Origin of the sequence: Pseudomonas sp. NCCP-436 (assembly GCF_019656335.1) — a bacterium.
Classification (GTDB): Bacteria; Pseudomonadota; Gammaproteobacteria; order Pseudomonadales; family Pseudomonadaceae; genus Aquipseudomonas.
The window spans coordinates 188333-214349 of record NZ_BPLZ01000003.1; the positions used below are offsets into that span (position 1 = coordinate 188333).

23 protein-coding genes and 1 pseudogene are annotated in these 26017 nt (G+C 62.8%); 18 read left to right on the top strand and 6 right to left on the bottom strand.

Translation table 11 applies throughout. From position 1 onward, the window contains the following. Positions 1–58 precede the first annotated feature (58 nt). The 4 genes from NCCP436_RS04945 to NCCP436_RS04960 all read left to right on the top strand — a co-directional run bounded on the left by NCCP436_RS04945 (position 59) and on the right by NCCP436_RS04960 (position 3541). Positions 59–856: a bifunctional hydroxymethylpyrimidine kinase/phosphomethylpyrimidine kinase gene (locus NCCP436_RS04945; protein WP_220802684.1), complete on the top strand. Its 798-nt coding sequence runs from the start codon at positions 59–61 to the stop codon at positions 854–856. Continuing rightward, on the top strand, positions 853–1476 hold the full coding sequence (gene thiE / locus NCCP436_RS04950) for a thiamine phosphate synthase (RefSeq protein ID WP_220802685.1): 624 nt from the start codon (positions 853–855) through the stop codon (positions 1474–1476). Before NCCP436_RS04945 ends, thiE begins: the two co-directional genes overlap by 4 nt. Before the next feature lie 23 nt (positions 1477–1499). Beyond that, positions 1500–2789: a glutamate-1-semialdehyde 2,1-aminomutase gene (hemL, locus tag NCCP436_RS04955; RefSeq protein WP_220802686.1), complete on the top strand. Its 1290-nt coding sequence runs from the start codon at positions 1500–1502 to the stop codon at positions 2787–2789. A 203-nt stretch (positions 2790–2992) separates the two neighbouring features. After that, a complete protein-coding gene (locus NCCP436_RS04960) occupies positions 2993–3541 on the top strand; it encodes a tetratricopeptide repeat protein (RefSeq protein WP_220802687.1) in 549 nt (182 codons plus the stop codon). A gap of 51 nt (positions 3542–3592) precedes the next feature. Here the strand turns inward: NCCP436_RS04960 and NCCP436_RS04965 are convergent, their stop codons facing one another. Further along, positions 3593–3916 carry a DUF1820 family protein gene (locus NCCP436_RS04965; protein ID WP_220802688.1) on the bottom strand — a complete coding sequence of 108 codons (324 nt, stop codon included), beginning with the start codon at positions 3914–3916 and terminating at the stop codon, positions 3593–3595. Between the two features lie 164 nt (positions 3917–4080). Here NCCP436_RS04965 and miaB point away from each other — a divergent pair, with 164 nt between their 5' ends. From miaB to lnt, 5 genes are all read left to right on the top strand, one after another. After that, positions 4081–5424, top strand: coding sequence for a tRNA (N6-isopentenyl adenosine(37)-C2)-methylthiotransferase MiaB (miaB, locus tag NCCP436_RS04970; protein ID WP_220802689.1), 1344 nt, complete (start codon positions 4081–4083; stop codon positions 5422–5424). Positions 5425–5480: 56 nt separating this feature from the next. Beyond that, a complete protein-coding gene (locus NCCP436_RS04975; protein WP_375709470.1) occupies positions 5481–6518 on the top strand; it encodes a PhoH family protein in 1038 nt (345 codons plus the stop codon). Next, complete coding sequence (ybeY, locus tag NCCP436_RS04980) at positions 6511–6966, top strand: rRNA maturation RNase YbeY (protein ID WP_220802691.1); 456 nt, start codon at positions 6511–6513, stop codon at positions 6964–6966. The genes NCCP436_RS04975 and ybeY overlap by 8 nt, the downstream gene beginning before the upstream one ends. Positions 6967–7087: 121 nt before the next feature. Next, on the top strand, positions 7088–7927 hold the full coding sequence (locus NCCP436_RS04985) for an HlyC/CorC family transporter (protein ID WP_220802692.1): 840 nt from the start codon (positions 7088–7090) through the stop codon (positions 7925–7927). A gap of 103 nt (positions 7928–8030) precedes the next feature. After that, positions 8031–9554: an apolipoprotein N-acyltransferase gene (gene lnt, locus NCCP436_RS04990; protein ID WP_220802693.1), complete on the top strand. Its 1524-nt coding sequence runs from the start codon at positions 8031–8033 to the stop codon at positions 9552–9554. A gap of 4 nt (positions 9555–9558) precedes the next feature. Here lnt and NCCP436_RS04995 read toward each other — a convergent pair whose 3' ends face one another. Then, positions 9559–10329 (bottom strand): YdcF family protein, encoded by a 771-nt coding sequence (locus NCCP436_RS04995; RefSeq protein WP_220802694.1) that lies wholly within the window; start codon positions 10327–10329, stop codon positions 9559–9561. A gap of 35 nt (positions 10330–10364) precedes the next feature. Continuing rightward, entirely contained in the window at positions 10365–10529 is a 165-nt protein-coding gene (locus NCCP436_RS05000; protein WP_220802695.1) for a hypothetical protein, read from the bottom strand. 361 nt (positions 10530–10890) lie between these two features. Between NCCP436_RS05000 and leuS the strand changes: the two genes are divergently transcribed. From leuS to lipA, 6 genes and pseudogenes are all read left to right on the top strand, one after another. Then, entirely contained in the window at positions 10891–13503 is a 2613-nt protein-coding gene (leuS, locus tag NCCP436_RS05005) for a leucine--tRNA ligase (protein WP_220802696.1), read from the top strand. A gap of 54 nt (positions 13504–13557) precedes the next feature. After that, a complete protein-coding gene (gene lptE, locus NCCP436_RS05010) occupies positions 13558–14169 on the top strand; it encodes an LPS assembly lipoprotein LptE (RefSeq protein WP_220802697.1) in 612 nt (203 codons plus the stop codon). Positions 14170–14212: 43 nt separating this feature from the next. Continuing rightward, positions 14213–15244 carry a DNA polymerase III subunit delta gene (holA, locus tag NCCP436_RS05015; protein WP_220802698.1) on the top strand — a complete coding sequence of 344 codons (1032 nt, stop codon included), beginning with the start codon at positions 14213–14215 and terminating at the stop codon, positions 15242–15244. Between the two features lie 85 nt (positions 15245–15329). Beyond that, a pseudogene (gene arfA, locus NCCP436_RS05020) lies at positions 15330–15476 on the top strand (alternative ribosome rescue factor ArfA); the annotation flags it as partial. Positions 15477–15556: 80 nt separating this feature from the next. After that, positions 15557–16810 carry a lytic murein transglycosylase gene (locus NCCP436_RS05025; protein ID WP_220802700.1) on the top strand — a complete coding sequence of 418 codons (1254 nt, stop codon included), beginning with the start codon at positions 15557–15559 and terminating at the stop codon, positions 16808–16810. A gap of 139 nt (positions 16811–16949) precedes the next feature. After that, a complete protein-coding gene (gene lipA, locus NCCP436_RS05030) occupies positions 16950–18002 on the top strand; it encodes a lipoyl synthase (protein WP_220802701.1) in 1053 nt (350 codons plus the stop codon). Between the two features lie 90 nt (positions 18003–18092). Here lipA and cysN read toward each other — a convergent pair whose 3' ends face one another. The 3 genes from cysN to NCCP436_RS05045 form a co-directional block, all read right to left on the bottom strand. Next, positions 18093–19988 carry a sulfate adenylyltransferase subunit CysN gene (gene cysN, locus NCCP436_RS05035; RefSeq protein WP_220802702.1) on the bottom strand — a complete coding sequence of 632 codons (1896 nt, stop codon included), beginning with the start codon at positions 19986–19988 and terminating at the stop codon, positions 18093–18095. 12 nt (positions 19989–20000) lie between these two features. Then, the gene (gene cysD / locus NCCP436_RS05040; protein ID WP_220802703.1) at positions 20001–20918 is read right to left on the bottom strand and encodes a sulfate adenylyltransferase subunit CysD; all 918 of its coding nucleotides are present in this window, start codon (positions 20916–20918) and stop codon (positions 20001–20003) included. Between the two features lie 134 nt (positions 20919–21052). Continuing rightward, positions 21053–21811 (bottom strand): Nif3-like dinuclear metal center hexameric protein, encoded by a 759-nt coding sequence (locus tag NCCP436_RS05045; protein ID WP_220802704.1) that lies wholly within the window; start codon positions 21809–21811, stop codon positions 21053–21055. Positions 21812–21921: 110 nt separating this feature from the next. On the opposite strand from NCCP436_RS05045, the gene algW reads away from it, so the two are divergent. From algW to NCCP436_RS05060, 3 genes are all read left to right on the top strand, one after another. Next, the gene (algW, locus tag NCCP436_RS05050; RefSeq protein WP_220802705.1) at positions 21922–23064 is read left to right on the top strand and encodes a Do family serine endopeptidase AlgW; all 1143 of its coding nucleotides are present in this window, start codon (positions 21922–21924) and stop codon (positions 23062–23064) included. 87 nt (positions 23065–23151) lie between these two features. Further along, positions 23152–25239, top strand: coding sequence for a TonB-dependent siderophore receptor (locus NCCP436_RS05055; RefSeq protein WP_375709471.1), 2088 nt, complete (start codon positions 23152–23154; stop codon positions 25237–25239). 11 nt (positions 25240–25250) lie between these two features. Next, positions 25251–25976 carry a DUF4198 domain-containing protein gene (locus NCCP436_RS05060; protein ID WP_220802707.1) on the top strand — a complete coding sequence of 242 codons (726 nt, stop codon included), beginning with the start codon at positions 25251–25253 and terminating at the stop codon, positions 25974–25976. Positions 25977–26017: the final 41 nt, after the last annotated feature.

Sequence of the window (26017 nt, forward strand, 5' to 3'; positions counted from 1 at the left end):
CTAACCACCGACATGCCATGCAGCGACTGACAGGCGGTTAGTGATAAGCTCGCGCACCATGAAAACGCCAAACTCCCGTCCCGTAGTGCTCTGCATGTCCGGCCACGACCCCAGTGGCGGCGCCGGCCTGCAAGCCGATATCGAAGCCCTGCTGGCCCAAGGCTGTCACGCTGCCCCGACTGTGACCGCCCTGACCGTGCAGGATACCGTCGACGTTTCCGACTTCCGCGTGCTCGACCGCGACTGGGTACTGGCCCAGGCCCGGGCCGTGATCGCCGATGTGCCCATAGCTGCCGTCAAGCTGGGCATGCTCGGCTCGGTGGAGATGGTCGATACCGTGCTTGAAGTGATGAGCCTGTTGCCGGGCGTACCGCTGGTCTGTGACCCGGTACTGCGTGCCGGCGGCGGCGGCGCGCTGGGCAAGGACGAAGTAGGCTATGCCCTGCGCGAGCGGCTGTTCGCCGTCTCCAGCATCGCCACGCCCAACCTGCCGGAGGCGCGCATCCTTGCCGAACTCCCCGATGGCACGGCCGACGAATGTGCCGCAAAACTGCTGCCCTACATTGAAAACCTGCTGATTACCGGCGGTCATGGCGACGAAGCCGAAGTACACAACCGCCTCTACTGCCGCGACGGCAGTCGTCACGATTTCACCTGCCCGCGCCTGCCCGGCAGCTACCACGGCTCCGGCTGTACCCTGGCCAGCACCCTGGCCGGCCGGCTGGCACTGGGCGAGGAACTGGTCAGCGCCGTACGCACCGCGCTCGATTACACCTGGCGCACCCTGCGTGACGCCGAAAGCCCGGGCCACGGCCAGTACATCCCGCGCCGCCTGCCCCTGGACTTTTGCCCATGACACTGCGCGGCCTCTACGCCATCACCGACACACCGCTGCTAGCTGATAGCAAACTGCTGCCCTATGCAGAAGCGGCGCTGCGTGGCGGTGCACGTCTGTTGCAGTACCGTGACAAGTCAGGCGATGCCAGGCGCCGTTTCGATGAAGCGCAGGCGCTGGTCGAACTCTGCCAGTGCCACGGCGCCACATTGATCATCAATGACGACCTGGAGCTGGCCGCCCGCCTGAACGTCGGCCTGCATCTGGGCCAGACGGACGGCTCACTGGCCGCAGCCCGCGCCCGCCTTGGTGCAAACGCCGTGATCGGCGGCACCTGCCACGCGCAACTGGAGCTGGCCGAACGTGCGGTCGCCGATGGTGCCAGCTATATCGCCTTCGGCCGCTTCTTCAACTCCCAAACCAAACCCGGCGCGCCGGCGGCTACCGTGGAGTTGCTGGATCAGGCCCGCGAGCGCTTCGCCCAGCCCATCGTCGCCATCGGCGGCGTAACCCTGGACACCGCCCCCGGTCTGATCGCCCGCGGCGCCAGCATGGTCGCCGTGATCCACGCCCTGTTCGCTGCGGACTCCGCCCTCGAGGTGGAAGACCGCGCCCGCGCCTTCACGGCGCTGTTCGATTGATCCCGTTTCAGAGAGAACCTGCCATGTCCCGCTCCGAAATCCTCTTTGCCAACGCCCAGAAGCACATCCCAGGCGGCGTCAACTCGCCGGTACGCGCCTTCCGCAGCGTCGGCGGCACCCCGCTGTTTTTCAAACACGCCGAAGGCGCCTATGTGATCGACGAGGACAACAAGCGCTACGTCGACTATGTCGGTTCCTGGGGCCCGATGATTCTCGGCCACAGCCATCCGGACGTGCTCGATGCGGTGCGCAAGCAGCTGGAACACGGCCTGTCCTACGGCGCGCCGACCGCCCTGGAAGTGGAGATGGCCGAACTGGTGTGCTCCATCGTGCCGTCCATGGAGCTGGTGCGCATGGTCAGTTCCGGCACCGAGGCGACCATGAGCGCCATTCGCCTGGCCCGCGGCTACACCGGCCGCGACAGCATCATCAAGTTCGAGGGCTGCTACCACGGCCACTCCGACAGCCTGCTGGTCAAGGCCGGCTCCGGCGCTCTGACCCAAGGTGTACCGAATTCCGCAGGTGTGCCGGCGGCCTTCGCCAAGCACACCCTGACCCTGCCGTTCAACGACATCGACGCCGTGGCCGAGTGCCTGGCGCAGGTCGGCCAGGAAGTCGCCTGCATCATCGTCGAGCCGGTGGCCGGCAACATGAACTGCGTACCGCCGGCGCCCGGCTTTCTCCAGGGCCTGCGCGAGCAGTGCGACAAGCACGGTGTGGTGCTGATCTTCGACGAGGTGATGACCGGCTTCCGCGTGGCCCTCGGCGGTGCACAGGCGCACTACGGTGTGACCCCGGATCTGACCACCTTCGGCAAGATCATTGGCGGCGGTATGCCGGTGGGCTGCTTCGGCGGCAAGCGCGAGATCATGGAGAAGATCGCCCCGCTCGGCCCGGTCTACCAGGCAGGCACCCTGTCGGGCAACCCACTGGCCATGGCAGCCGGCCTGACCACCCTCAAGCTGATCAGCCGTCCGGGCTTCCATAGCGAGCTGACCAACTACACCACGCGCATGCTCAAGGGGCTGCAACAGCGTGCCGATGCCGCCGGCATTCCCTTCGTCACTACTCAGGCCGGCGGCATGTTTGGCCTGTATTTCAGCTCGGCCTCCGACATCGTCACCTTCTCTGATGTCATGGCCAGCGATACTGTACGCTTCAACCGCTTCTTCCATCTGATGCTCGAAGGCGGCGTGTACCTGGCACCGAGTGCCTACGAAGCAGGGTTCACCTCCATCGCCCACGGCGATGCCGAGCTGCAGATCACCCTGGACGCCGCCGAGCAAGCCTTTGCCGAGCTGAAAAAAGGCTGATCGCCCTCCTCCGGCAGCCTGCCTGCCGGAACTCCGGATACGTCCTGCCGGTCATCGCCGGCAGGACGTTCAGCCTGCAGTCAGTTGGGCCGGGCAAAGGCTTTGTAACTGGATACCGGTTTACCTCATAATGCCGGGGCCGGCACACTTTCAGGCCGGCTGCGCCCGTTATCCGCCCGACCTGCTGAGGCACCGCCATCCCGATGAACCGCACCGGCCGTAGCCTGTCCCTGGGCTGCCTGCTGCTCTTCCTCCCGCTGCTTGCAGACGCAGGCGGCAATTCCCTGCTGATTCCGGCCTCCGGCAGTTGCGCACTCAACGCCCAGCCGGAAGAAATGCCCGATGCGCTCGCCCGCTGTCAGGAAATGGCCCACGGCGGCAACCTGCAGGCTGCCTTCGAACTGGGTGAGTACTACTACGACGGCAAGCGTATCCCGCGCGACCTCAAGCAGGCCCTGACCTGGTTCGAACGCGCTTCTCTGCAAGGCCATGCCGGGGCTCAGTTGCGCTTGGGCACCATGTTCTTTCGCGGCGAAGGCGTGCCGGCCAATAACGTGCAGGCCTACATCATTCTGAAGATGGCCTCGGTCAATGGCTCCGACGAGGCCATGGACAGCGCCGACCTGGTTTCAGCGCAGATGCGGCGCGACGAGCTTGAAATTGCCAGTCAGGTACTCGGCCAGATCTTCCGCAGCTACCTGCTGGAACTGCAGACCGCCGAGGGCCGCTCTCCATTCTCGCCGCTACCCTGACGCCGAGCCGACGGATAGCCCGCCCGGCTTGCGGTGAGCTTGCGCAGCAGCCTACTTCTCTGGCATTGGCATGGGAAACGGCATCACATTGCCGCCGCCCTTGGCCTCGCTGATCTTGGCCGTGCCCAGGCGCTCCACCTCGTCGATACGAATGATCGAGTGCATCGGCACAAAGCTGCGCACTACGCCTTCGAACTGTGCCTTGAGCTTTTCCTCGCTGGGGTCGACCACCAGTTGATTGCGCTCGCCGAAGACGAACTCCTCCACCTCCAGGAACCCCCACAGATCGCTCTGGAAGATCTGCCGGGCGTACATTTCGTACACCTGCCCCTGGTTAAGAAAAATCACCTTGTAGATGGGATCACGCTTGCTCATGGATTCTCGAAGCCAGGAAAAACGGGGCGCGGAGCATACCACAGCAGCACCTGAAGCGGCTGCATCCGGTACGCCTGGCAAGCTATTTCCAAGCGCCGACAGTAGCATCCTCCTGGGCAGCCCCCTATAATGCGCGGTCATTTTTTAACCACCCAGACACTGCCATGACCAAGAAGCTCTATATCGAAACCCACGGTTGCCAGATGAACGAGTACGACAGCTCGCGCATGGTGGATCTGCTGGGCGAGCATCAGGCCCTGGAAGTCACCGCCAATCCTGAAGAAGCCGACGTGATCCTGCTCAACACCTGCTCGATCCGCGAAAAGGCACAGGAAAAGGTCTTTTCCCAGCTCGGCCGCTGGCGTGAACTGAAGCATGCCAAGCCGGATCTGGTGATTGGCGTCGGCGGTTGCGTGGCCAGTCAGGAAGGCGCGGCGATCCGCGACCGTGCGCCCTATGTCGACGTGGTGTTTGGCCCCCAGACCCTGCACCGCCTGCCGGAGATGATCGACGCCGCACGGGCAACCAAGACCGCCCAGGTGGATATCAGCTTCCCCGAGATCGAGAAGTTCGACCGACTGCCCGAGCCGCGCGTCGACGGTCCCAGCGCCTTCGTCTCGGTCATGGAAGGCTGCAGCAAGTACTGCACCTTCTGCGTGGTGCCCTACACCCGCGGCGAGGAAGTCAGCCGCCCGCTGGTCGACGTACTGATGGAGATCAGCGCACTAACCGAAAAGGGCGTGAAGGAAATCACCCTGCTCGGGCAGAACGTCAACGGCTATCGCGGTGAAACCCCGGACGGTCGCATCGCCGACTTCGCCGAACTGCTGCATGCCGTGGCCGCCCTTGATGGCGTCGAGCGCATCCGCTACACCACCAGCCACCCGCTGGAGTTCTCCGATGCCATCATCGCCGCCCATGCCGAAATCCCGCAACTGGTCAAATACCTGCATCTGCCGGTGCAGTCCGGCTCCGACCGCATCCTAGCGGCCATGAAGCGCAACCACACGGCGCTGGAGTACAAGTCGCGCATTCGCAAGCTGCGCGCCGCCGTGCCCGAGATTCTGATCAGCTCGGACTTCATCGTCGGCTTCCCCGGTGAAACCGAGAAGGACTTCGAGCAAACCATGAAGCTGATCGAAGACGTCGGTTTCGACTTCTCCTTTTCCTTCATCTACAGCGCCCGTCCCGGTACCCCGGCGGCCGACCTGCCGGACGACACCCCGGAAGCGGTGAAGAAACAGCGCCTGCAAATCCTCCAGGCACGCATCAACCAGAACGGCTTCGAGAACAGCCGGCGAATGGTAGGAACTGTCCAGCGCATCCTGGTCAGCGACTACTCGAAGAAGGATCCGGGGATGCTGCAGGGACGCACCGAGCACAACCGCATCGTCAACTTCCGCTCGGACAACCCGCGACTAATCGGCCAGTTCGTCGACGTGCACATCGACGAAGCCCTGCCCCATTCGCTGCGCGGCACCCTGCTGGAGTCGGCAACCCGGCACTGAGCAGCCTCGACCAAAGCCTGAGCCGCCTATGCTTTCACAGGTAGGCGGACAGCGTTATGCTTGCCCTTCATTCCCCAGCCGATTGGCCACTCACACACACCTTGAACACATCCCTAGAACCCCATCGCTTCACCCTTGAGCCCTTCGAGGCCCAACGTTTCGCCAACCTCTGCGGCCAGTTCGACGAGCACCTGCGCCTGATTGAAGAGCGTCTCGGTCTGGAGATCCGCAACCGTGGCAACCAGTTCGAACTGCTTGGCGACAACGCCAAGGCCCGCGCCGCCGAGCAACTGCTGCGCAAGCTCTATCGCGAGACCAAAGGCAGCGAGCTGTCGCCGGATCTGGTGCATCTGTATTTGCAGGAATCCGGCATTGAGGAGCTGGTCAACCCGAGCAATCTGCCTCAGGTCAGCCTGCGCACACGCAAAGGCGTGATCAAGCCGCGCGGCGCCAACCAGCAACGCTACGTCAAGGCGATCCTCGACAACGACATCAACTTCGGCATCGGCCCGGCCGGCACCGGCAAGACCTACCTGGCGGTGGCCTGCGCGGTGGATGCCCTCGAGCGCGAACAGGTGCGACGCATTCTGCTGGTGCGCCCGGCGGTGGAAGCGGGTGAAAAGCTGGGCTTTTTGCCTGGCGATCTGGCACAGAAGATCGACCCCTACCTGCGCCCGCTGTATGACGCGCTCTACGAGATGCTCGGCTTCGACCACGTAGCCAAGCTGATCGAGAAGCAGGTGATCGAGGTGGCTCCGCTGGCCTACATGCGTGGCCGGACTCTGAACAACAGCTTCATCATCCTCGACGAGAGTCAGAACACCACCGTCGAGCAGATGAAGATGTTCCTGACCCGCATCGGCTTCGGCTCCACTGCCGTGATCACCGGCGACATTACCCAGGTCGACCTGCCGCGCGGCACCAGAAGTGGCCTGGCCCATGTCATCGAAGTACTGCGCGAGGTGCCTGGCATCAGCTTCACCCACTTCAAGCCCAAGGACGTGGTACGTCACCCGCTGGTACAGCGCATCGTCGAGGCCTACGAACGCCACGACGGCCAGCAGCAGAATAGCAGCGGGAACGACCATGCTTGAGCTGGATCTGCAACTGGCCAGCAGCGGCCGCCATCCTGACGAATCTCAGTTCAGACTCTGGTGCGAACTGGCGCTGCGCCAGCGCCAGGGCGACTCCGAACTGACCATCCGCCTGGTCGACGAGGGCGAAGGCCGCGAACTGAACAGCACCTGGCGACATAGGGACTACGCCACCAACGTCCTTTCCTTCCCGGCCGACGTGCCGGAGGGAATCCTCGACATCCCGTTACTCGGCGACCTGGTGATCTGCGTGCCGGTGGTCGAGCGAGAGGCCGCCGAACAGGGCAAGACACTGGAGGCGCACTGGGCGCACCTGGTCATCCATGGCTGCCTGCACCTGCTTGGCTACGACCATATCGAGGAAGAGGAAGCCCTTGAAATGGAAGCCCTTGAACGCCATTTACTGGCTGAACTGGGCCACCCGGACCCCTATGCCGACGAACACTGACAGGTCGCGGGCAGCAGCGCCTGCAGCCACAGGTTACAACTTCACGATCGCCGCCGACGCGGCATTCTCCCAATGGGTTGCCCGCAACCTTCTCCTGACAAGGAACCCCGAGTAAAACGCCATGAGCGAAGATCGATCGAGCAACGAGCAAAGATCCTGGTTCAACAAGCTGACCCAGGCCTTTGCTCATGAGCCGAGAAACCGCCAGGAACTGCTGGAAGTCCTGCGCGATGCCCATCAGAACCAACTGCTGGACAGTGAAGCGCTGTCCATCGTCGAGGGCGCCATCCAGGTCGCGGATCTGCAGGTACGCGACATCATGGTGCCGCGATCGCAGATGATCAGCATCAAGGCCAGCCAGACACCCCGTGATTTTCTGCCGGCCATCATCGATGCAGCCCACTCGCGCTACCCGGTCATCGGTGAGAGCCTTGACGACGTGCTCGGCATTCTCCTGGCCAAGGATCTGCTGCCACTGATTCTTTCCGGCGAGCAACCGGACTTCGACCTGACGAAGATGCTCCGCCCGGCCACCTTCGTTCCCGAATCCAAGCGTCTCAACGTGCTCCTGCGTGAATTCCGCGCCAACCACAACCATATGGCCGTAGTCATCGACGAATACGGTGGCGTCGCCGGACTGGTAACCATCGAAGACGTTCTGGAGCAGATCGTCGGCGATATCGAGGATGAGCACGACGTCGAGGAAAACGGCTATATCAAGCCACTTCCCTCCGGCGATTTCCTGATCAAGGCACTGACGCCTATCGACAGTTTCAACGAGGCCTTTGGCAGCGAATTTCCGGACGACACCTACGACACCGTAGGCGGCCTGGTCATGAGCGCCTTCGACCACCTGCCCAAACGTAACGAGATCACCACTATCGGCGATTTCCGCTTCCGCGTACTCAACGCCGACAGCCGACGCATTCACCTGCTACGGGTTACGCCGCTGAACCGCTAAAAAACCGGCCTCGCCATGGCACACCCATGGCGAGGCAGCAGCCGGCTTCCCTCTGCGACCGTTGCGCTCTAACCTTGCGCCACCACATTCCCAGGACTTGCCCATGCTGCACTGGATGACTCGCCCGGGCTGGCCCGGCAACCTCCTCGCTCTGCTTGCCGGCGCCATCTCGCCACTAGCCTTCGCGCCCTTCGATATCTGGCCGCTGGCGGTACTCTCGATCGGCCTGCTGTATCTGGTGTTGCGAGAACTGCGCCCGGCCCAGGCCGCTCTGCGCGGCTGGTGCTACGGTTTCGGCACCTTCGCCGCCGGTACCAGCTGGGTGTACGTCAGCATCCATGACTACGGCGCCGCCTCTCCCGCACTCGCCAGCCTGCTGACCCTGGGATTCGTTGCCGGACTCGGGCTGTTTTTCGCTCTGATGAGCGCCGTCTGGGCCCGCTGGGTGCGACGCAGCGAGGCACCACTGGCCGATGCCCTGGCCTTTGCCGCCCTGTGGCTGCTGCAGGAAGTCTTCCGTGGCTGGTTCCTTACCGGATTTCCCTGGCTCTACGCCGGTTACAGCCAGCTCAGCGGCCCATTGGCCGGCCTCGCACCGGTCGGCGGCGTGTGGCTGATTTCCTTCGTTCTTGCTCTGAGCGCCGCGCTGATCGTCAACCTTGAAGCGCTACGTCCGCACAGATCCCGCTATTTCGCAGGCTTGGCTCTGCTGCTGGCCCCCTGGCTGGCCGGCCTGGCCCTGCAGGATCGCGCCTGGACCCAGCCCGCAGGCAAACCACTGACAGTGGCGGCAGTGCAGGGCAACGTGGAGCAGAACATGAAATGGGATCCGCAGCAGCTCAATGCGCAGTTGGCGCTGTACCGCGACCTCAGCTTCAGCGCCCGGCAGGTGGATCTCCTGGTCTGGCCGGAAACCGCCATTCCAGTATTGCGGGACATGGCCCAAGGCTACATCGGCGTGATGGATCGCTTCGCCCGTGATCGTCAAAGCGCATTGATCACCGGCGTGCCGCTGCGTCAGGCCAACGATGCCGGCGAGTTGCGCTACTACAACGCAATCATCGGCATCGGTGACAGTCAGGGCACCTACCTCAAGCAGAAGCTGGTGCCGTTCGGCGAATACGTGCCGCTGCAGGACATGCTGCGCGGACTGATTGCCTTCTTTGATCTGCCAATGTCCGACTTCGCCCGTGGGCCGGCTAACCAGTCGCCACTGCTGGCCAAGGGTTACCGCATTGCCCCGTTTATCTGCTACGAGGTGGTCTATCCGGAGTTTGCTGCAACCCTTGCAGCCGATAGCGACATCCTGCTGACGGTAAGCAATGACGCCTGGTTTGGCCGCTCCATCGGCCCCCTGCAACACCTGCAGATGGCGCAGATGCGCGCACTGGAGAGCGGGCGCTGGATGATTCGCGCGACCAACAACGGCGTCACCGTGGTCATCGACCCCTATGGCCGTGTGCAGCAATGGCTGCCGCAGTTCGAGCAGGGCGTGCTGTACGGAGAGGCCACCCCAATGCAGGGCCTGACGCCCTATCTGCAGTGGCGGATCTGGCCGCTGGCGCTGCTCTGTGCTCTGCTGCTGGGCTGGGCACTACTGGCCGGGCGCATGGCGAAAACGCTGTAATTGGTCATTCACGACCGTAGAGCAACGGATAGAGCAGCAGTCCAGCGGCCTCGTTGAGCAACTGGCTGCTCTGCCAGATCACCAGCGACTCGGGCAACCAGCCGCCCAGCGGCCGCTCGTAACTACGGCCAAGATGCCCCGTTGGCGCGCTGACTACGTCAAAGCCGGCCTGTTCGAAGCTCCAGCGCGCCCGAGGCATGTGCCAGGCCTGGGTCACCAGCACCACCCGACGGATACCCTGCGGCTGCAACAGCTCGGCACTGAAACGGGCGTTCTCCCAGGTGGTTCGACTGCCCTCTTCCAACCAGCGTACCGGCACACCGTAGTCCTGCTGCAGCACCTCGGCCATCAGCGCCGCCTCGCTGGGTGGCCACCCATAGTGCAGTCCGCCACTGGTTGCCAGCGGAAGCCCTGAAGCCCGCGCCAGACGTGCCGCATAACGCAGCCGCTCAAGCGCCATCAGTCCTGGCTGATCCACATTTCCCCAGCCCGGCTCATGCTGCTGACGGCCAGCGCCAAGCACGACGATGGCATCGGCGCGCCCGGCCAGCTCCGGCCAGTCCGCAGGAGTCAGTACCGGCTCCCGCTCAAGAAGCCTGGCAGCTCCCTGCATCACCGCCGGCAGACTCATCAGCCAGAGCCCGCCGAGCCCTGCAATCAGGCACAGACAGGCCAGCCGCGGACGTGCACGCCGCAACCACCAGGCCAGCAAGATCAGCAGTAACAGGACACCCGGCGGCATCAACAACTGCTTGAAAATATAACGAATCGGCATTGAGCACCTCCGCGGCGCCCAAGCCTAGCAGCTTGTCACGGCTGCAGACGAGGCAGCCGCTGCAAGTCACCCCTCAGGTAGGCATGGATCAGCTCCAGTTCGGCCGTCGTCAGTCCGACAAGCTCCAGTTCCTGCGCTGAGCCGCTCTGCAGATGGCCAATGCTGTCGACCTGCTCCAGCGCCTGGGCCAAACGTCGCAACAGACGCTCGTAGAGATCATCTCTGCGTTTTGCGTACCATCCGTCCCCCATCCGCCACCTCACAGACCCGACACCGGCTGCCTTCTGCTTCAAGCTTAGTGAAGGCCGAGACAGCAGCAGGCCCGCACGACAAACGGCGGAGCCGGCACAATCTGGGTTTCCCTCGATAGACGGCGCTCATGTATGCTAAGGCGTTTTCCGCAAGGGCCTCTCTGCAATCAGACTCGCGTCAGACCAGGTCTGGAGCGACCGGGCTCGTGCCGTACCCGCTTGCAGGGTGGCACCTCCCGCTCCCATCCGGACCACGGCCTGCCGGGCTGAACGCAGCCAGGCCCATAGCCCACTTCCCAGCGCCAGAGCCATGCACGAACAGTATTCACCCCGTGAAATAGAAGCCGCAGCACAGTCCCACTGGGACGCGCACAACTCCTTCGTCGTCAGCGAACAGCCCGGCAAGGACACCTTCTACTGCCTGTCGATGTTCCCCTACCCCAGCGGCAAGCTACACATGGGGCACGTGCGCAACTACACCATCGGTGACGTGATCGCCCGCTACCAGCGCATGCTCGGCAAGAACGTGCTGCAGCCGATGGGCTGGGACGCCTTCGGCATGCCGGCAGAAAACGCCGCGATGAAAAACCAGGTGGCACCGGCCAAGTGGACGTACGAGAACATCGCCTACATGAAGTCCCAGCTCAAATCGCTGGGCCTGGCCATTGACTGGACCCGCGAAGTCACCACCTGCAAGCCGGACTACTACCGCTGGGAGCAATGGCTGTTCACCAGACTGTTCGAAAAGGGTGTGATCTACCGCAAGAACGGCACCGTGAACTGGGACCCGGTCGACCAGACCGTGCTGGCCAACGAACAGGTCATCGACGGCCGCGGCTGGCGCTCGGGAGCGCTGATCGAGAAGCGCGAAATCCCGATGTACTACTTCCGCATCACCGCCTACGCTGAGGAGCTGCTGAGCAGCCTGGACGAGCTCGATGGCTGGCCGGAACAGGTCAAGACCATGCAGCGCAACTGGATCGGCAAGAGCTTTGGTGCCGACATCGTTTTCGACTATGACGTCGAAAGCATCGGTATCGAGGGTCAGTTGAAGGTCTACTCGACCCGTCCGGACACCCTGATGGGCGCCACCTACGTGGCCGTGGCCGCCGAACACCCGCTGGCCACCCGCGCCGCCGAGAACAACGCCGAGTTGCAGGCCTTTATCGCCGAATGCAAGGCTGGATCGGTCGCGGAAGCCGATATGGCCACCATGGAAAAGAAAGGCCTGGCCACCGGCCAGTTCGTCATCCACCCGCTGACCGGCAACAAACTGCCGGTATTCGTCGCCAACTACGTGCTGTGGGGCTACGGCGAGGGCGCGGTAATGGCTGTGCCTGCACATGACGAGCGCGACTTCGAGTTCGCCGGCAAATACAACCTGCCGATCGTTCAGGTCTACGCCGCCGAAGGCAAGGAATTCAGCAGCAGCGAATGGCAGGACTGGTACGCCGACAAGAGCGGGCTGACCACCATCAACTCCGGCAAGTATGACAATCTGGAGTTCCAGGCCGCCTTCGACGCCATAGTCGGCGACCTGGAAGCCAGCGGCCACGGCGCGCGCAAGACCCAGTTCCGTCTGCGCGACTGGGGTATCAGCCGCCAGCGCTACTGGGGTTGCCCGATCCCGATCATCCACTGCCCAAGCTGCGGCGACGTGCCGGTGCCGGAAGACCAGCTGCCGGTAGTGCTGCCTGAAGATGTGGTGCCGGACGGCACCGGCTCGCCGCTGGCGAAAATGCCCGAATTCTACGAGTGCAGCTGCCCGAAATGTGGCGCGCCGGCCAAGCGCGAAACCGACACCATGGACACCTTCGTCGAGTCGTCCTGGTACTACGCCCGCTACGCCAGCCCGAACTACGACAAGGGCATGGTGGATCCGCAGGCGGCCAACCACTGGCTGCCGGTCGACCAGTACATCGGCGGCATCGAGCACGCCATCCTGCACCTGCTGTACGCACGCTTCTTCCACAAGCTGATGCGCGACGAAGGCCTGGTGTCGTCCAATGAGCCGTTCAAGAACCTACTGACCCAGGGCATGGTGGTCGCCGAGACCTACTACCGCTCCCTGGAAAACGGCGGCAAGGACTGGTTCAACCCGGCCGATGTGGATGTCGAGCGCGACAGCAAGGGCAAGGTCATCGGCGCCAAGCTGAAGGCCGATGGCCTGCCGGTGGAAATCGGCGGCACCGAGAAGATGTCCAAGTCAAAGAACAACGGCGTCGACCCGCAGTCGATGATCGATCAGTACGGCGCCGACACCTGCCGCCTGTTCATGATGTTCGCCTCGCCGCCCGACATGAGCTGCGAATGGTCGGATGCCGGCGTTGAGGGTGCCAACCGCTTCCTGCGCCGCGTCTGGCGCCTGGCCTACAACCACATCAGCGCCGGCCTGCCGGGCAAGCTGGATGTGAGCGCTCTGAATGACGAGCAGAAGGCCGTGCGCCGCGCCATTCACCTGGCCATCCGCCAGGCCAGCAACGATATCGGCCAGCACCACAAGTTCAACACCGCCATTGCTCAAGTGATGACGTTGATGAATGTACTGGAGAAGGCCCCCACTGCCACCGAGCAGGATCGCGCACTGATTCAGGAAGGCCTGGAGACCATCGCCCTTATCCTGGCCCCCATCACCCCGCACATCTGTCACGAACTGTGGCGCGAGCTGGGCAAGGATGACGCGATCATTGACGCCGCCTGGCCGCAGGTGGACGAGTCGGCTCTGGTGCAGGACAGCCTGACCCTGGTTATCCAGGTCAATGGCAAGCTGCGCGGGCAGATCGAGGTGCCGGCGTCTGCCTCCCGCGAGGAAATCGAGGCTGCTGCCCGCGCCAACGAGAACGTGCAGCGCTTCACCGAGGGACTGAGCATCCGCAAGGTCATCGTAGTGCCGGGCAAGCTGGTCAACATCGTCGCCAACTGACAACCAGTGGCGCCGTCCGGTGGCGGCGCCGCGATCCGCCAAGGGGATATGAGAATGATGAAACGGAATCTGCTGGTGATCGGTCTGGCCAGCCTGCTGGGTGCATGCGGCTTCCAGCTGCGCGGCACCGGTGACGTGCAGTTCGCTCTGACCGAACTCAACGTCACCGCCCGCAACACCTATGGTGAAACCGTCCAGGAGCTGCGCGAAGTGCTGCAACACAACGGTGTTCGCGTGCATGCCGGCGCCCCCTACAAACTGGTCATCACCCAGGAAAGCGAAGAGCGCCGCAGTGCCAGCTTCAACAGCGGCGCCCGCACTGCCGAATACGAGCTGAACATGGCTCTGCAGTACGAAATCCGTGGCTCGCGCGACCTGCGCCTGCTCAACGACCAGGTGAATGTACAAAGCTACTACCAGCAGGACGACAACAACCTGGCCGGCTCCGATCAGGAAGCCAATCAACTGCGCGGTGAGATGCGCCGTGAGCTGATTCAGCGCCTGTCGCAGAACCTGCAGCAGATCACCCCGGCCCAGCTCGACGAGCTGCAGCAGACCGCCGAGGCCCGTCGTCAGGCGGAGATCGAGGCGCGCCGGGCTGCCAAGCGCATGCAACAGGAACAGAGCGCTCCGCTGCAATCGCCCATCGAACTGCCGCTGCCCTGAGCCTGCCGGGCCGCCCAGGCGGCCCCCTGGCCCGAACGTTCCGATGAAACTCGCTCCGGCTCAACTCGGCAAACACCTGCAGGGCTCTCTCGCCCCGATCTATGCCGTCAGCGGCGATGAACCCCTGCTCTGCCAGGAAGCTGCCGACGCCATTCGCACTGCCTGTCGCCAGCAGGGCTTCAGCGAGCGCCAGGTGTTCAACGCCGAAGCCAACTTCGATTGGGGAAACCTGCTTCAGGCCGGCGCCAGCCTCTCGCTGTTCGCCGAAAAGCGCCTGCTGGAATTGCGCCTGCCCTCCGGCAAACCGGGCGACAAGGGGGCTGCTGCCTTGCTTGAATACCTCGCCCGCCCACCGGAGGACACCGTGCTGCTGCTGAGCCTGCCCAAGCTCGACGGCAGCACGCAAAAGAGTAAGTGGGCCAAGGCCCTGATCGACGGCCAGACCAGCCAGTTCATCCAGATCTGGCCAGTGGATGCACATCAGTTGCCGCAATGGATCCGCCAGCGCCTGGCCCAGGCCGGACTGAACGCCAGCGCTGACGCCGTGGAAATGATCGCCGCGCGGGTTGAAGGCAACCTGCTTGCTGCCGCCCAGGAGGTGGAAAAGCTCAAGCTGCTGGCCGAAGGCAACCAGATCGACACTGAAACCGTGCAGGCTGCTGTTGCCGACAGTGCCCGCTTCGATGTCTTCGGCCTGATCGACTGCGCCCTTACCGGGGATGCCGTACATGCCCTGCGCATGCTTGAAGGGCTGCGCGGCGAAGGCGTGGAAACGCCGGTGATCCTCTGGGCACTGGCACGCGAGATCCGCCTGCTGGCCGGCCTCGCCCACCAGCAGAGCCAGGGCATCCCGCTGGACAAGGCCTTCTCAAGCGCCCGCCCACCGGTCTGGGACAAGCGCCGCCCGCTACTTTCCAAGGCTCTGCAGCGCCACAGCAGCAAGCGCTGGGGCCAATTGCTGCAACAGGCGCAGATCATCGATGCACAGATCAAGGGGCAGGCGCCGGGCGATCCCTGGAACGACCTGTCCCTGCTGACCCTGCAACTGGCCGGCCAGCGCCTGCGCCTGAGCTGACGGCGGCGCTGGCTGGACTTTTCCCGGAGGCAGGCGCATAGTCCGCGCGCCCGCACTCAGGGCAGGCATGCAAGGAGAAAGCCCCATGAGCAAGAAAGCCGGCAAGCGGCCGAACAAGGCCAAGTCCATTATTGCCCAGCCGCTGTTCCGCAGCCGCGAAGAACGCCCTCTCAAGGGCAAGGGCAGCTACCGCCGCGAAGCCTCCCGCAACTGGGAGGCTTCGTACTTTATGGGGTGGATCAAATCCACAATGGCCCAGTGCATGCCATGCTCATGCTAATGTAGCGACCTGCTAAACGCTCCGAGACAGACATGCCCCATCAGTTTCCTCGCCGCACGCTGGCCCTGATCCCCCTCATCATGCTCGCGGCCTGCGCCCAGGCTCCAGCCGAGTCCCTGCCGGCGCCGACACCTGCATCAGCGGTCGCCCCCCTGGCCGAACCGACTCCCAGCTTTGCCCAGTGGCGCCAGACACTACGCGAAGAAGCACTGACCAGCGGCATCGACGCAGCCCTGTTTGACCGCGTCATGGCCGACATCAGCCCGGACCCTGCGGTACTCAAGGCCGACAGCAGCCAGCCGGAGTTCACCCGCCCGGTGTGGGAATACCTCGACGGCGCCGTCTCCGGCAACCGCATCGGCCGCGGCCGGGTACTACTGGCCCAGCATCATCTGATGCTGCAGCGCATCGAACAGCAGTACGGTGTCGATGCCCAGATTCTGGTAGCGATCTGGGGCCTGGAAAGCAACTTCGGCAATAACATCGGCAGCCACAGCGTGATCCGCTCGCTGACAACCCTGGCCTTTGAGGGACGCCGCCAGGACTTCTGGCGTACCCAGTTACTGGCGGCCCTGCAGATCCTGCAACAAGGCGACATCAGCGCCGAAAGCATGATCGGCTCCTGGGCCGGCGCCATGGGGCAGACCCAGTTCATGCCCACCACCTACAACCAGCACGCGGTGGATTTTGACGGTGACGGTCGTCGCGATCTATGGAACTCCTCCAGCGACGCCCTAGCCTCAGCCGCCCACTACCTGCAGGCTTCCGGCTGGCAAACAGGCCAGCCATGGGGTTTCGAAGTGCGCCTGCCGGATCACTTCGACTATTCCCTGGCCGATCCGCAAGAGCGCCGCAGCCTTGCCGAATGGGCCGCACTGGGCGTGCGCCCGCTGGTTCCCACCGGCGCGGCCGCCAGTGCGCGGGCCGAACTGGCCCTGCCGGCCGGTCACCGTGGTCCGGCCTTCCTGCTGCTGGACAACTTCCGCAGCATCCTCAGGTACAACAATTCCACTTCCTACGCTCTGGCCATCGGCCTGCTTTCCGACAATCTGATGCGTCCCACCGAGGTCAGCGGAAACTGGCCGCGCGATGAGCAACAACTGGGCCGCAGCGAACGCATTGAGCTGCAGCAACTGCTGACACTCAACGGCTTCGACCCGGGGCCTGCCGACGGCATCATCGGCGCCAACACGCGCAAAGCGATCCGTGCCCTGCAGCTACAGCTGAACTGGCCGGCGGATGGCTATCCGACACGTCAGTTGCTACTGAAACTGCGTCAGCGCTGAGATCGCGCTGCAGCTGAATCCGGCAGCGCCGGAGCGCAGTCGACCGGCGGTGCCGACGCCCCGGGCGCCCTTCTGTGATAGACTCCCGGACGGCCACGAGCCACCGCCAGTGGAACCCCTACCGGAGTCCAGATTCCCAATGTCCGACACTTCCTCGCCCAAACCCGTAGCCAGCGGCGAAAAGTTCCGCACCGCCCAGGGCATTACCGCGATCAAGGACGGCCAGAAGCGCCGCGCCTCGGCCGAGCCCCAGGTTTTCGAACCCAAGCCCAAGTGGCTACGCGTCAAGGCCCCTGGCGGCAGCCGCTTCGAGGCCGTCAAGCGCAACGTCGGCGAACATCGCCTGAGTACCGTCTGCCAGGAGTCGCACTGCCCGAATATGGGCGAATGCTGGTCGAACGGCACCGCCACCATCATGCTGATGGGTTCGGTATGCACCCGGGCCTGCCGCTTCTGCGCGGTGGATACCGGCAATCCGAATGGCTGGCTCGATCCGGAAGAGCCGCAAAATACTGCCCGTTCCGTAGAGCTGATGGCCCTGCGCTACATCGTGTTGACCTCGGTGGATCGTGACGATCTGCAAGACGGCGGCGCCAGCCACTACGCCGCCTGCGTGCGCGCCATCAAGGAAAACACTCCACAGGTAGTGGTCGAGGCCCTGACGCCGGACTTCGACGGTGACCACAAGGCCATCGAGCTGGTGGTGGACTCGGGTCTTGAGGTGTTCGCACAGAACGTCGAGACGGTCAAGCGTCTGACCCATGTGGTGCGCGATCCACGCGCCGGTTACGAGAAGACCCTGAATGTGCTGGCTCATGCCAAGCGCCATCGACCGGACATCCTGACCAAGACCAGCCTGATGCTGGGCCTGGGCGAGACCGACGAGGAAATCCTCGAAACCATGGATGACCTGCGCGCCATCGGCGTGGACATCCTTACCCTCGGCCAGTATCTGCAACCAACCCGCAACCACCTCAAGGTGCAGCGCTGGGTCAGCCCGGAAGAGTTCAACCGCCTGCGCGACATTGGCCTGGAAAAGGGCTTCATGGAAGTCGCCGCCGGCCCGCTGGTGCGCTCCAGCTACCGCGCCGACCGGGTGTTCGAGAAGAACAACCTGGGCCTGGCAGCACCTGTACCGGTGCCTGGGCAGGAGGTCAATGCCAGTCTGATTCCAGCGCTGAACCTCAACTGAGCACAGCGCACAGAAAGGAAAAACGGGGCCCTGAGGCCCCGTTTTTCATTCAGACTTCCCGCCAGCACAGCCGACGGGAGCCGTTCCGGATCAGATCGCACCGCGCTGACGCAGCAGCTCCAGCACCGCCTTGACGCCCTCTTCCACCGATTGCGTCTGGGTGTCGATCAGCAGATCCGCATTCAGCGGCACGTCATAGGGGAAGGACTCGCCCGGGATGTTGTCGCCACCGGCGGCATACAGCCCCTGCGGGTCGCGCTCGGCGCAGACCTGCGGCGAAGCCTGGACATAGACGGTAATCAGCCGCTCGGCACCGATCAGCGCTCGTGCCTGTTCACGCCCTTCGGCATCCGGAGCGACGAAGGCAGCCAGAGCTATCAATCCGGCCTCGTTGAACTGGCGTGCCACATGAGCAGCACGGCGCCAGTTCTCGGCACGACCGGCGCGATCCTGTGGCAGGCCCTTGTTCAGGTCATGACGCAGGTTCTGGCCGTCGAGCACATAGACCGCACGGCCCATGTCGAACAGCTTGCGCTCCACGGCATAGGCCAGGGTGCTCTTGCCTGCACCGGAGAGACCACTGAACAGCACGGTGGCCGGACGCTGACCGAAGCGCAGCGCGCGCTCCTCGGTGGAAACGTGAGCCAGGCGGCCATGCGGACCGGCACCGTGCGCCACCGGATCGGCGATGATCATGCCGGCACCGACAGTGGCGTTGGTCAGCCGGTCGATGACGATGAAGGCGCCAGTGGTGCGGTTGTGTTCGTAGCCGTCCAGGGCAATGGGCACATCCAGCGCGACGCGCACCCGGGCAATCTCGTTGAGCTGCAGATTGCTGGCAGCGCTCTGCTCCAGCGTGTTGACGTCAACCTTGTGGACAATGCTCGGAATCGAGCCCGGCACATAGCTGGTGGCACGCTTGATGTCGTACTTCTTGCCCGGCAGCATCGGCTCCTCGCCCATCCATACCAGCATGGCCTCGAAGCCGTCGGCGATTTGTGGACGGTTATCGGCATGCACCAGCATGTCGCCACGGGACACGTCGATCTCGTCTTCCAGCGTCAGGGTCACCGCCTGACCAGGACCGGCCTGCTCCAGTTCGCCCTCGAAGGTGACGATGGATTTGACCCGGCTGGTCTTGCCCGAAGGCAGCGCAGCCACTTCATCACCCTTACGCACGATGCCGCTGGCCAGGGTGCCGGCGAAGCCGCGGAAGTTCAGGTTGGGCCGGTTGACGTACTGCACCGGGAAGCGCAGATCCTCGAAATTGCGGTCACCCGCCACTTCCACGGTCTCGAGAATCTCCATCAGCGACTGGCCGGTGTACCAGGGCGAGCGCTCGGATCTGTTGACCACGTTGTCGCCCTTGAGCGCCGACATCGGCACGAAGTGCAACGAGCTGGGCTTGAGGTTGATCTTTTCGGCGAAGGCCAGGTAGTCGGCCTTGATCTGCTCGAACACGCCCTGATCGAAGTCCTTCAGATCCATCTTGTTGACTGCGACGACGATGTGCTTGATGCCCAGCAGGCTGGCGATAAAGCTGTGCCGACGGGTCTGGGTCTGCACGCCGTAGCGGGCGTCGATCAGGATGATGGCCAGGTCGCAGGTCGAAGCACCGGTAGCCATGTTGCGGGTGTACTGCTCATGGCCGGGGGTATCGGCAATGATGAACTTGCGCTTGGCAGTGCTGAAATAGCGGTAGGCCACATCGATGGTGATGCCCTGCTCGCGCTCGGCCTGCAGACCGTCGACCAGCAGCGCCAGGTCGACCTCATCACCGGTGGTGCCGACCTTCTTGGAATCCTTGGTGATGGCTTCCAGATGATCTTCGTAGATCATCTTGGAGTCGTGCAACAGGCGCCCGATCAGGGTACTTTTGCCGTCATCGACGTTGCCACAGGTGAGGAAGCGCAGCAGTTCCTTGCGCTCGTGCTGGGCCAGGTAGGCGAGGATGTCCTGGCTGATCAGATCGGATTGGTGACTCATGATGCGGAATCCTTAGAAGTAGCCCTGACGTTTCTTTTCTTCCATCGAGCCGGCGGCGTCGTGGTCGATGACGCGGCCCTGGCGCTCGGAGGTACGGGTCAGGAGCATTTCCTGGATGATTTCCGGCAGCGTGGTGGCGCTGGACTCCACCGCACCGGTCAGCGGGTAGCAGCCAAGGGTGCGGAAACGCACCATTTTCTTGGTGATGCGAGCCTTCTCCTCATCGGACAGGTGCTCGAGGATGCGCTCGTCGTCGATCATGATCAGCGTGCCGTTCTTCTCGATCACCTCGCGCTCGGCGGCGAAGTACAGCGGCACGATCGGGATCTGCTCAAGGTAGATGTACTGCCAGATATCCAGCTCGGTCCAGTTCGACAGCGGAAACACGCGGATCGACTCGCCCTTCTTGACCTTGCCGTTGTAGATGTTCCACAGCTCGGGACGCTGATTCTTCGGATCCCAGCGGTGCTTGCTGTCACGGAACGAATAGACGCGCTCCTTGGCGCGGGATTTCTCCTCGTCGCGGCGGGCGCCACCGAAGGCGGCATCGAAGCCGTATTTGTCCAGCGCCTGCTTCAGGCCCTCGGTCTTCATCACGTCGGTGTGCTTGGCACTGCCGTGAGTGAAGGGGTTGATGTCCTGAGCGATGCCGTCCGGATTGACGTGGGTAATCAGCTCCAGGCCCATCTCGCTGACCATTTTGTCGCGGAAACGGTACATTTCCTGGAACTTCCAGCGGGTGTCGACGTGCATCACCGGAAACGGCAGCTTGCCGGGAAAGAACGCCTTGCGTGCCAGATGCAGCATCACGGCAGAATCCTTGCCGATGGAATAGAGCATCACCGGGTTGTCGAACTCAGCAGCCACTTCGCGGATGATGTGGATACTTTCCGCCTCAAGCTGCTTCAGGTGGGTCAGTTTATCGAGCATGGCTACTCACGGATCACGTTTTCTCTGGGGCCGGCGGGCCGTGGACGAGCGCGCACTCTAACACAGGGCTTGTTTATACTCAGGACGCTGGTTAGACCGAAACGTTCTAGCGTTATACCTGGCGAGCTGCGACTTCAGACCGGATTCGGGCAGTCGATGAACAGGTGCTCCAGGGCAAAACGCCGCGCCAGATAATCCCCAAGTGCCTGAACGCCATAGCGCTCGGTGGCGTGATGGCCAGCCGCGATAAAGCTGATGCCATTCTCCCGGGCGCTGTGGAAGGTCTGCTCGGACGCCTCTCCGGTCAGGTAGAGGTCGACACCGGCTGCAATTGCCTGGTCGATGTAACCCTGGCCACCACCTGTGCACCAGCCAACTCGGCGAATCAGGCCGTCCCCCTCGACCAGCAGGGGTTCTCGCCCAAGCACCTGATGGACGTGATCGGCAAAATCAGCCGGGCTCATGGCCTCCTGCAGTGCTCCGACCAGCCCGACGCTGCGCGGATTGTCCGGCTCCAGCGGCCCTTCGACGACCAGCCCGAGCCGCCGCGCCAACTGTACGTTGTTGCCAACCTCCGGGTGTACGTCCAGCGGCAGGTGATAGGCCAGCAGGCTGATGTCGTGAGCCAGCAGCGCCTTGAGGCGACGCTGCTTCATGCCGGTGACGCAGGGATTTTCGCCCTTCCAGAAGTAGCCGTGATGTACCAGCAGCACATCGGCTTCAGCTTCGATGGCCGCCTCGATCAACGCCTGACTGGCGGTAACGCCACTGACAATACGGCTGATCTGCGGCCGTCCCTCCACCTGCAGTCCGTTCGGGCAATAGTCACTGATACGTGCGGCATTCAGAAAAGCATCGGCTTCCCGGACGAGCGTGGACAGGGCAATGGCCATGAAGATTCCTCTCAAGCTGTTACAGGCCGCTGCCTTCTTGGCAAGCACCTCTCTATAATGCGCCACCTTAAGGATCACCTTGCGACCTAGCAACCCTCAGGACTGTCCCGATGCTCCAGGCTCTGCGTTTTCTCGGTTGGCCCCTGCTGGTCGGTGTGCTTCTGGCTCTGCTGCTGATCAAGCAGTACCCGGAATGGGTCGGGCTGCCGCATCAGAGCGTAAACCTCGTTCAAGCCCCGGTTTACAGCCGCCTGCAGGAAGGCCCGGTATCCTATGCCGAGGCCGTGGACACGGCTTCGCCCGCAGTGGCCAACCTGTACACCACCAAGCTGGTAAGCAAGCCGGCCCATCCTCTGTTCGAGGATCCCGCCTTCCGCCGCTTCTTCGGTGACAACCTGCCTCGCCAGCAGCGCATGGAATCGAGCCTGGGCTCGGCAGTGCTGATGAGCCGAGAGGGCTACCTGCTGACCAACAACCACGTGGTCAGCGACGCCGACCAGATCGTCGTTGCCCTCAAGGACGGCAGGGAAACCCTGGCCCGGGTTATCGGCAAGGATCCGGAGACCGATCTGGCAGTTCTTAAGATCGATCTTCCGGATCTGCCATCGATCACCCTGGGACGTTCGGACAGCATCCGCATCGGCGATGTTGTCCTGGCCATCGGCAACCCCTTCGGCGTCGGCCAGACGGTGACCATGGGCATCATCAGTGCCACTGGTCGCCATCAACTGGGGCTCAATACCTACGAAGACTTCATCCAGACCGATGCTGCCATCAACCCGGGCAACTCAGGCGGAGCCCTGGTCGATGCCCAGGGCAACCTGGTGGGCATCAACACGGCCATATTTTCCAAGTCGGGAGGCTCCCAGGGTATTGGCTTCGCCATCCCGGTAAAGCTGGCGATCGAAGTGATGCAGGCGATCATCGAGCACGGCCAGGTGATCCGCGGCTACCTAGGTGTAGAGGTTCAGCCACTGACTCCGGAGCTGGCCGAATCCTTCGGACTGGAAGGGCGGCCCGGTATCGTCGTCGCCGGTGTCTACCGCAACGGCCCGGCACAGCGCGCCGGGCTGCAGCCAGGCGATCTGATCCTCAGTATCGACGGAGAGCCCGCCAGCGACGGCCGCCGCTCGATGAACCAGGTAGCGCGCACACACCCTGGCGAGAAAATCCGCATCGAGGTACTGCGCAACGGCAAACAGTTGAACCTGTCGGCCGAAGTCGGCATTCGTCCCCCCGTCAACGGCAACTGAACAAGCTTTTTCCAACTGCGAATTTTCTCGCTTGAATCTTATGTTATGTTATTACATTAAATTCATCCGTTTGGAGTTGCCCTCTTGCTGCGTGCCACACCCGCCCTGCTCGCCAGCCTGCTGGCGCCCTGCGCGCTCGCTGCCGAATCCCCTGCACACCTGGAAGACAGCATCGTCAGTGCCAGTCCCGAAACGGCCGATGGCCCAGTACAGGGCTATCGTGCAACCCGCTCGGCCAGCGCCACAAAGACCGACACCCCCCTGCGTGAAATACCTCAGGCCATCAGCGTAATTCCTGCCAGCGTTCTGGAAGATCTGGGCAGCAGCAATGTCGAACGCGCGCTTGATTTCGCCGGGGGCGTATCGAAGCAAAACAACTTCGGCGGCCTGACACTCTACGAATACAGCGTGCGTGGGTTCACTACCTCGGAGTTCTACAAGGATGGTTTCAGCGCCAACCGGGGTTATCCGAGCACGCCCGATACCGCCAATATCGAACGCGTTGAAGTGCTCAAGGGTCCGGCAGCCAGTCTTTATGGCCGTGGTGATCCCGGCGGAACAGTCAACATGGTGACCAAGAAACCGCTGGTAGAACGCTTTGCCCGCTTACAGACCAGCGCGGGTAGCTGGGATCGTTATCGCACTGCGCTGGACATCAATACTCCACTGGACGAAGCCGGCGATCTGCTGTCACGCCTGAATCTGGCAGTGGAAGACAATCACAGCTTCCGCGACCATGTGGACAACCAGCGGGTATTCGTCGCCCCCAGTCTGAGCTGGCACCTCAGCCCGAATACCCGACTGCTGCTGGAGGCAGAACTGGTGCGCCACCGCTCGGTGCTCGACCGCGGCATCGCCGCCCCTGGCGGCAAACTGGGTAGCGTGTCGCGCTCCACCTTTCTCGGTGAGCCGAACGACGGCCATATCAGCAACGATAACAACCTGCTGCAGGCCAGCCTGGAGCATACCCTCAACGACAGTTGGCAGGTACGTCTGGCAAGCCATTTCAAAGAAGGCGCGCTGGGCGGCTACGCATCGGAGAACCAAGCGCTGGCAGACGATGGCCGCACGCTCACACGACGCTTTCGAGAGCGCGATACCAGTTGGCATGACAGCATCACTCAGGTCGAATTGCACGGCGACCTGAACATCGCCGGCTTGCAGCATCGCCTGCTGCTGGGCGCCGAGCATGAGAACTACCGCAAGAACGAACAGGTCACCGAGGTTCGTCCACGTAGCGACATCGACATCTACGAACCGATCTACGGCCGCCCCCGACCAAACGGCGCACGCTCCGGCAGCGACAATCACGAACAGGTGAAGAGCCACGCCCTCAACCTGCAGGATCAGATCAGCTTCAGCGAGCGCTTTCACGGCCTGATCGGCCTGCGCTTTGAGCACTTCGAGCAGCACATCGACAATCGCGTCAGCAGCCAGCACAGCAGTCAACAGCATGATGCGCTGACCTATCGTCTCGGCCTGCTGTACCAACTGACACCACAGCTCGGCCTGTTTGCCAATGCCTCGACCTCGCTCAAGCCGAACAATGGCCTGGACAGCAGCAACGCAAGCTTCGATCCGGAAGAAGGCATCGGCTACGAGGCAGGAGTGAAGCTGGATCTTCTGGATGATCGTCTCAGCGCCACTTTGGCTGCCTTCCACCTGACCAAGGAGAACGTACTCACCGCAGACCCACGCGACCCGGCCTTTCAAAGCACTGCCGGCGAGGCGCGAAGTCAGGGTTTCGATCTGCAACTGAGCGGCCAGCTAAACGATGCACTGCGGGTGATCGGTGCTTTCGCCTATATCGATGCCAAAGTCATCAAGGGAGACGCCAGCCTGCCGCCCGGCAGCCGTCTGCTCGGTGTGGCCAAGCGAAGCGGCAGCCTGCTGGCAGTCTACGAGTTCCAGAACGGCTGGCTGCGCGGCTCGGATGTAGGGGTAGCCTATACCTACGTCGGCGACCGTTCCGGCGAAAGCGGCAGCGACTTTCAATTACCGGCCTACCAGACCGTCGATCTGCTGGCGCATTACCGGGTCAACGAGCGCCTCAGGCTCGGCGCCCAGCTCAACAACCTGTTTGACGAAAAATACTACGAACGCTCCTACAGCAGCCTCTGGGTAACGCCCGGTGAGCCACGCAACCTCAGTTTCAACCTCACTCTCGATCTCTAAGGAATCCCTAAATGAAAGTCCTGCCCCTAGTCACAGGTGTATTCTGCATCGCCCTGCTGGCAGCTCAAGCCAGCGCCCACGGCCTATGGACCGAACAGCGACGCGGCAACATCGAAGTGATTTACGGCCACGGAGCCGAAGATGACGCTTTCAAAGCGGAGAAAATCAGTGGTGCCTGGGCCTACGATATCGCCGGCAAGATGATCCCGGTAACCGTCGAACGTCTGGCCGACCACGCCCGCCTGCAACCGATCAAGCCGCCTGCAGTAATGGCCGTGGCACTGGATAACGGCGCCTGGTCGAAGACCCCGAATGGCCAATGGATCAATCAGGGACGCAGTCAGGTACCGAACTCCACTCAGTCGCTGCACACTTACAAGTACAGCCTGGCGATCTACAGCAAAGGCGCCAAAATACCGGACTTGAAGCAGTTGAAAATGGTCATTCTGCCGGAAGTCGATCCACTGGAGGTTGAGCCGGGCAAACCACTTGCCGTGCGCGTCCTGGTAGACGGCAAGCCCATGGCCGGGGTCAAACTGGTGGGTGACTACCGTGGCGCCCCAAACGAGATCAGCGCCACAACCGATAACGAAGGTCGCGCCATAGTCGTGGTGCGCAACCAGGGACTGAATATCATCGCCGCAGAAGTGAACCTGCCGGTGACAGATAATGCCGATATCGAAACACGTGGCCTGTTCACCTCACTGACCTTTGCTGGATCGGATCACCATCACTGATCAGACTCGCGGGTGCGGATTCATCGGCAAGTGAGTCCGCA

Bases quoted from the DNA above. Each gene is read 5' to 3' on its own strand.
- NCCP436_RS04945 (WP_220802684.1), top strand. From the start codon at position 59: ATGAAAACGCCAAACTCCCGTCCCGTAGTGCTCTGCATGTCCGGCCAC.
- thiE (WP_220802685.1), top strand. From the start codon at position 853: ATGACACTGCGCGGCCTCTACGCCATCACCGACACACCGCTGCTAGCT.
- hemL (WP_220802686.1), top strand. From the start codon at position 1,500: ATGTCCCGCTCCGAAATCCTCTTTGCCAACGCCCAGAAGCACATCCCA.
- NCCP436_RS04960 (WP_220802687.1), top strand. From the start codon at position 2,993: ATGAACCGCACCGGCCGTAGCCTGTCCCTGGGCTGCCTGCTGCTCTTC.
- NCCP436_RS04965 (WP_220802688.1), bottom strand. From the start codon at position 3,916: ATGAGCAAGCGTGATCCCATCTACAAGGTGATTTTTCTTAACCAGGGG.
- miaB (WP_220802689.1), top strand. From the start codon at position 4,081: ATGACCAAGAAGCTCTATATCGAAACCCACGGTTGCCAGATGAACGAG.
- NCCP436_RS04975 (WP_375709470.1), top strand. From the start codon at position 5,481: ATGCTTGCCCTTCATTCCCCAGCCGATTGGCCACTCACACACACCTTG.
- ybeY (WP_220802691.1), top strand. From the start codon at position 6,511: ATGCTTGAGCTGGATCTGCAACTGGCCAGCAGCGGCCGCCATCCTGAC.
- NCCP436_RS04985 (WP_220802692.1), top strand. From the start codon at position 7,088: ATGAGCGAAGATCGATCGAGCAACGAGCAAAGATCCTGGTTCAACAAG.
- lnt (WP_220802693.1), top strand. From the start codon at position 8,031: ATGCTGCACTGGATGACTCGCCCGGGCTGGCCCGGCAACCTCCTCGCT.
- NCCP436_RS04995 (WP_220802694.1), bottom strand. From the start codon at position 10,329: ATGCCGATTCGTTATATTTTCAAGCAGTTGTTGATGCCGCCGGGTGTC.
- leuS (WP_220802696.1), top strand. From the start codon at position 10,891: ATGCACGAACAGTATTCACCCCGTGAAATAGAAGCCGCAGCACAGTCC.
- lptE (WP_220802697.1), top strand. From the start codon at position 13,558: ATGATGAAACGGAATCTGCTGGTGATCGGTCTGGCCAGCCTGCTGGGT.
- holA (WP_220802698.1), top strand. From the start codon at position 14,213: ATGAAACTCGCTCCGGCTCAACTCGGCAAACACCTGCAGGGCTCTCTC.
- NCCP436_RS05025 (WP_220802700.1), top strand. From the start codon at position 15,557: ATGCCCCATCAGTTTCCTCGCCGCACGCTGGCCCTGATCCCCCTCATC.
- lipA (WP_220802701.1), top strand. From the start codon at position 16,950: ATGTCCGACACTTCCTCGCCCAAACCCGTAGCCAGCGGCGAAAAGTTC.
- cysN (WP_220802702.1), bottom strand. From the start codon at position 19,988: ATGAGTCACCAATCCGATCTGATCAGCCAGGACATCCTCGCCTACCTG.
- cysD (WP_220802703.1), bottom strand. From the start codon at position 20,918: ATGCTCGATAAACTGACCCACCTGAAGCAGCTTGAGGCGGAAAGTATC.
- NCCP436_RS05045 (WP_220802704.1), bottom strand. From the start codon at position 21,811: ATGGCCATTGCCCTGTCCACGCTCGTCCGGGAAGCCGATGCTTTTCTG.
- algW (WP_220802705.1), top strand. From the start codon at position 21,922: ATGCTCCAGGCTCTGCGTTTTCTCGGTTGGCCCCTGCTGGTCGGTGTG.
- NCCP436_RS05060 (WP_220802707.1), top strand. From the start codon at position 25,251: ATGAAAGTCCTGCCCCTAGTCACAGGTGTATTCTGCATCGCCCTGCTG.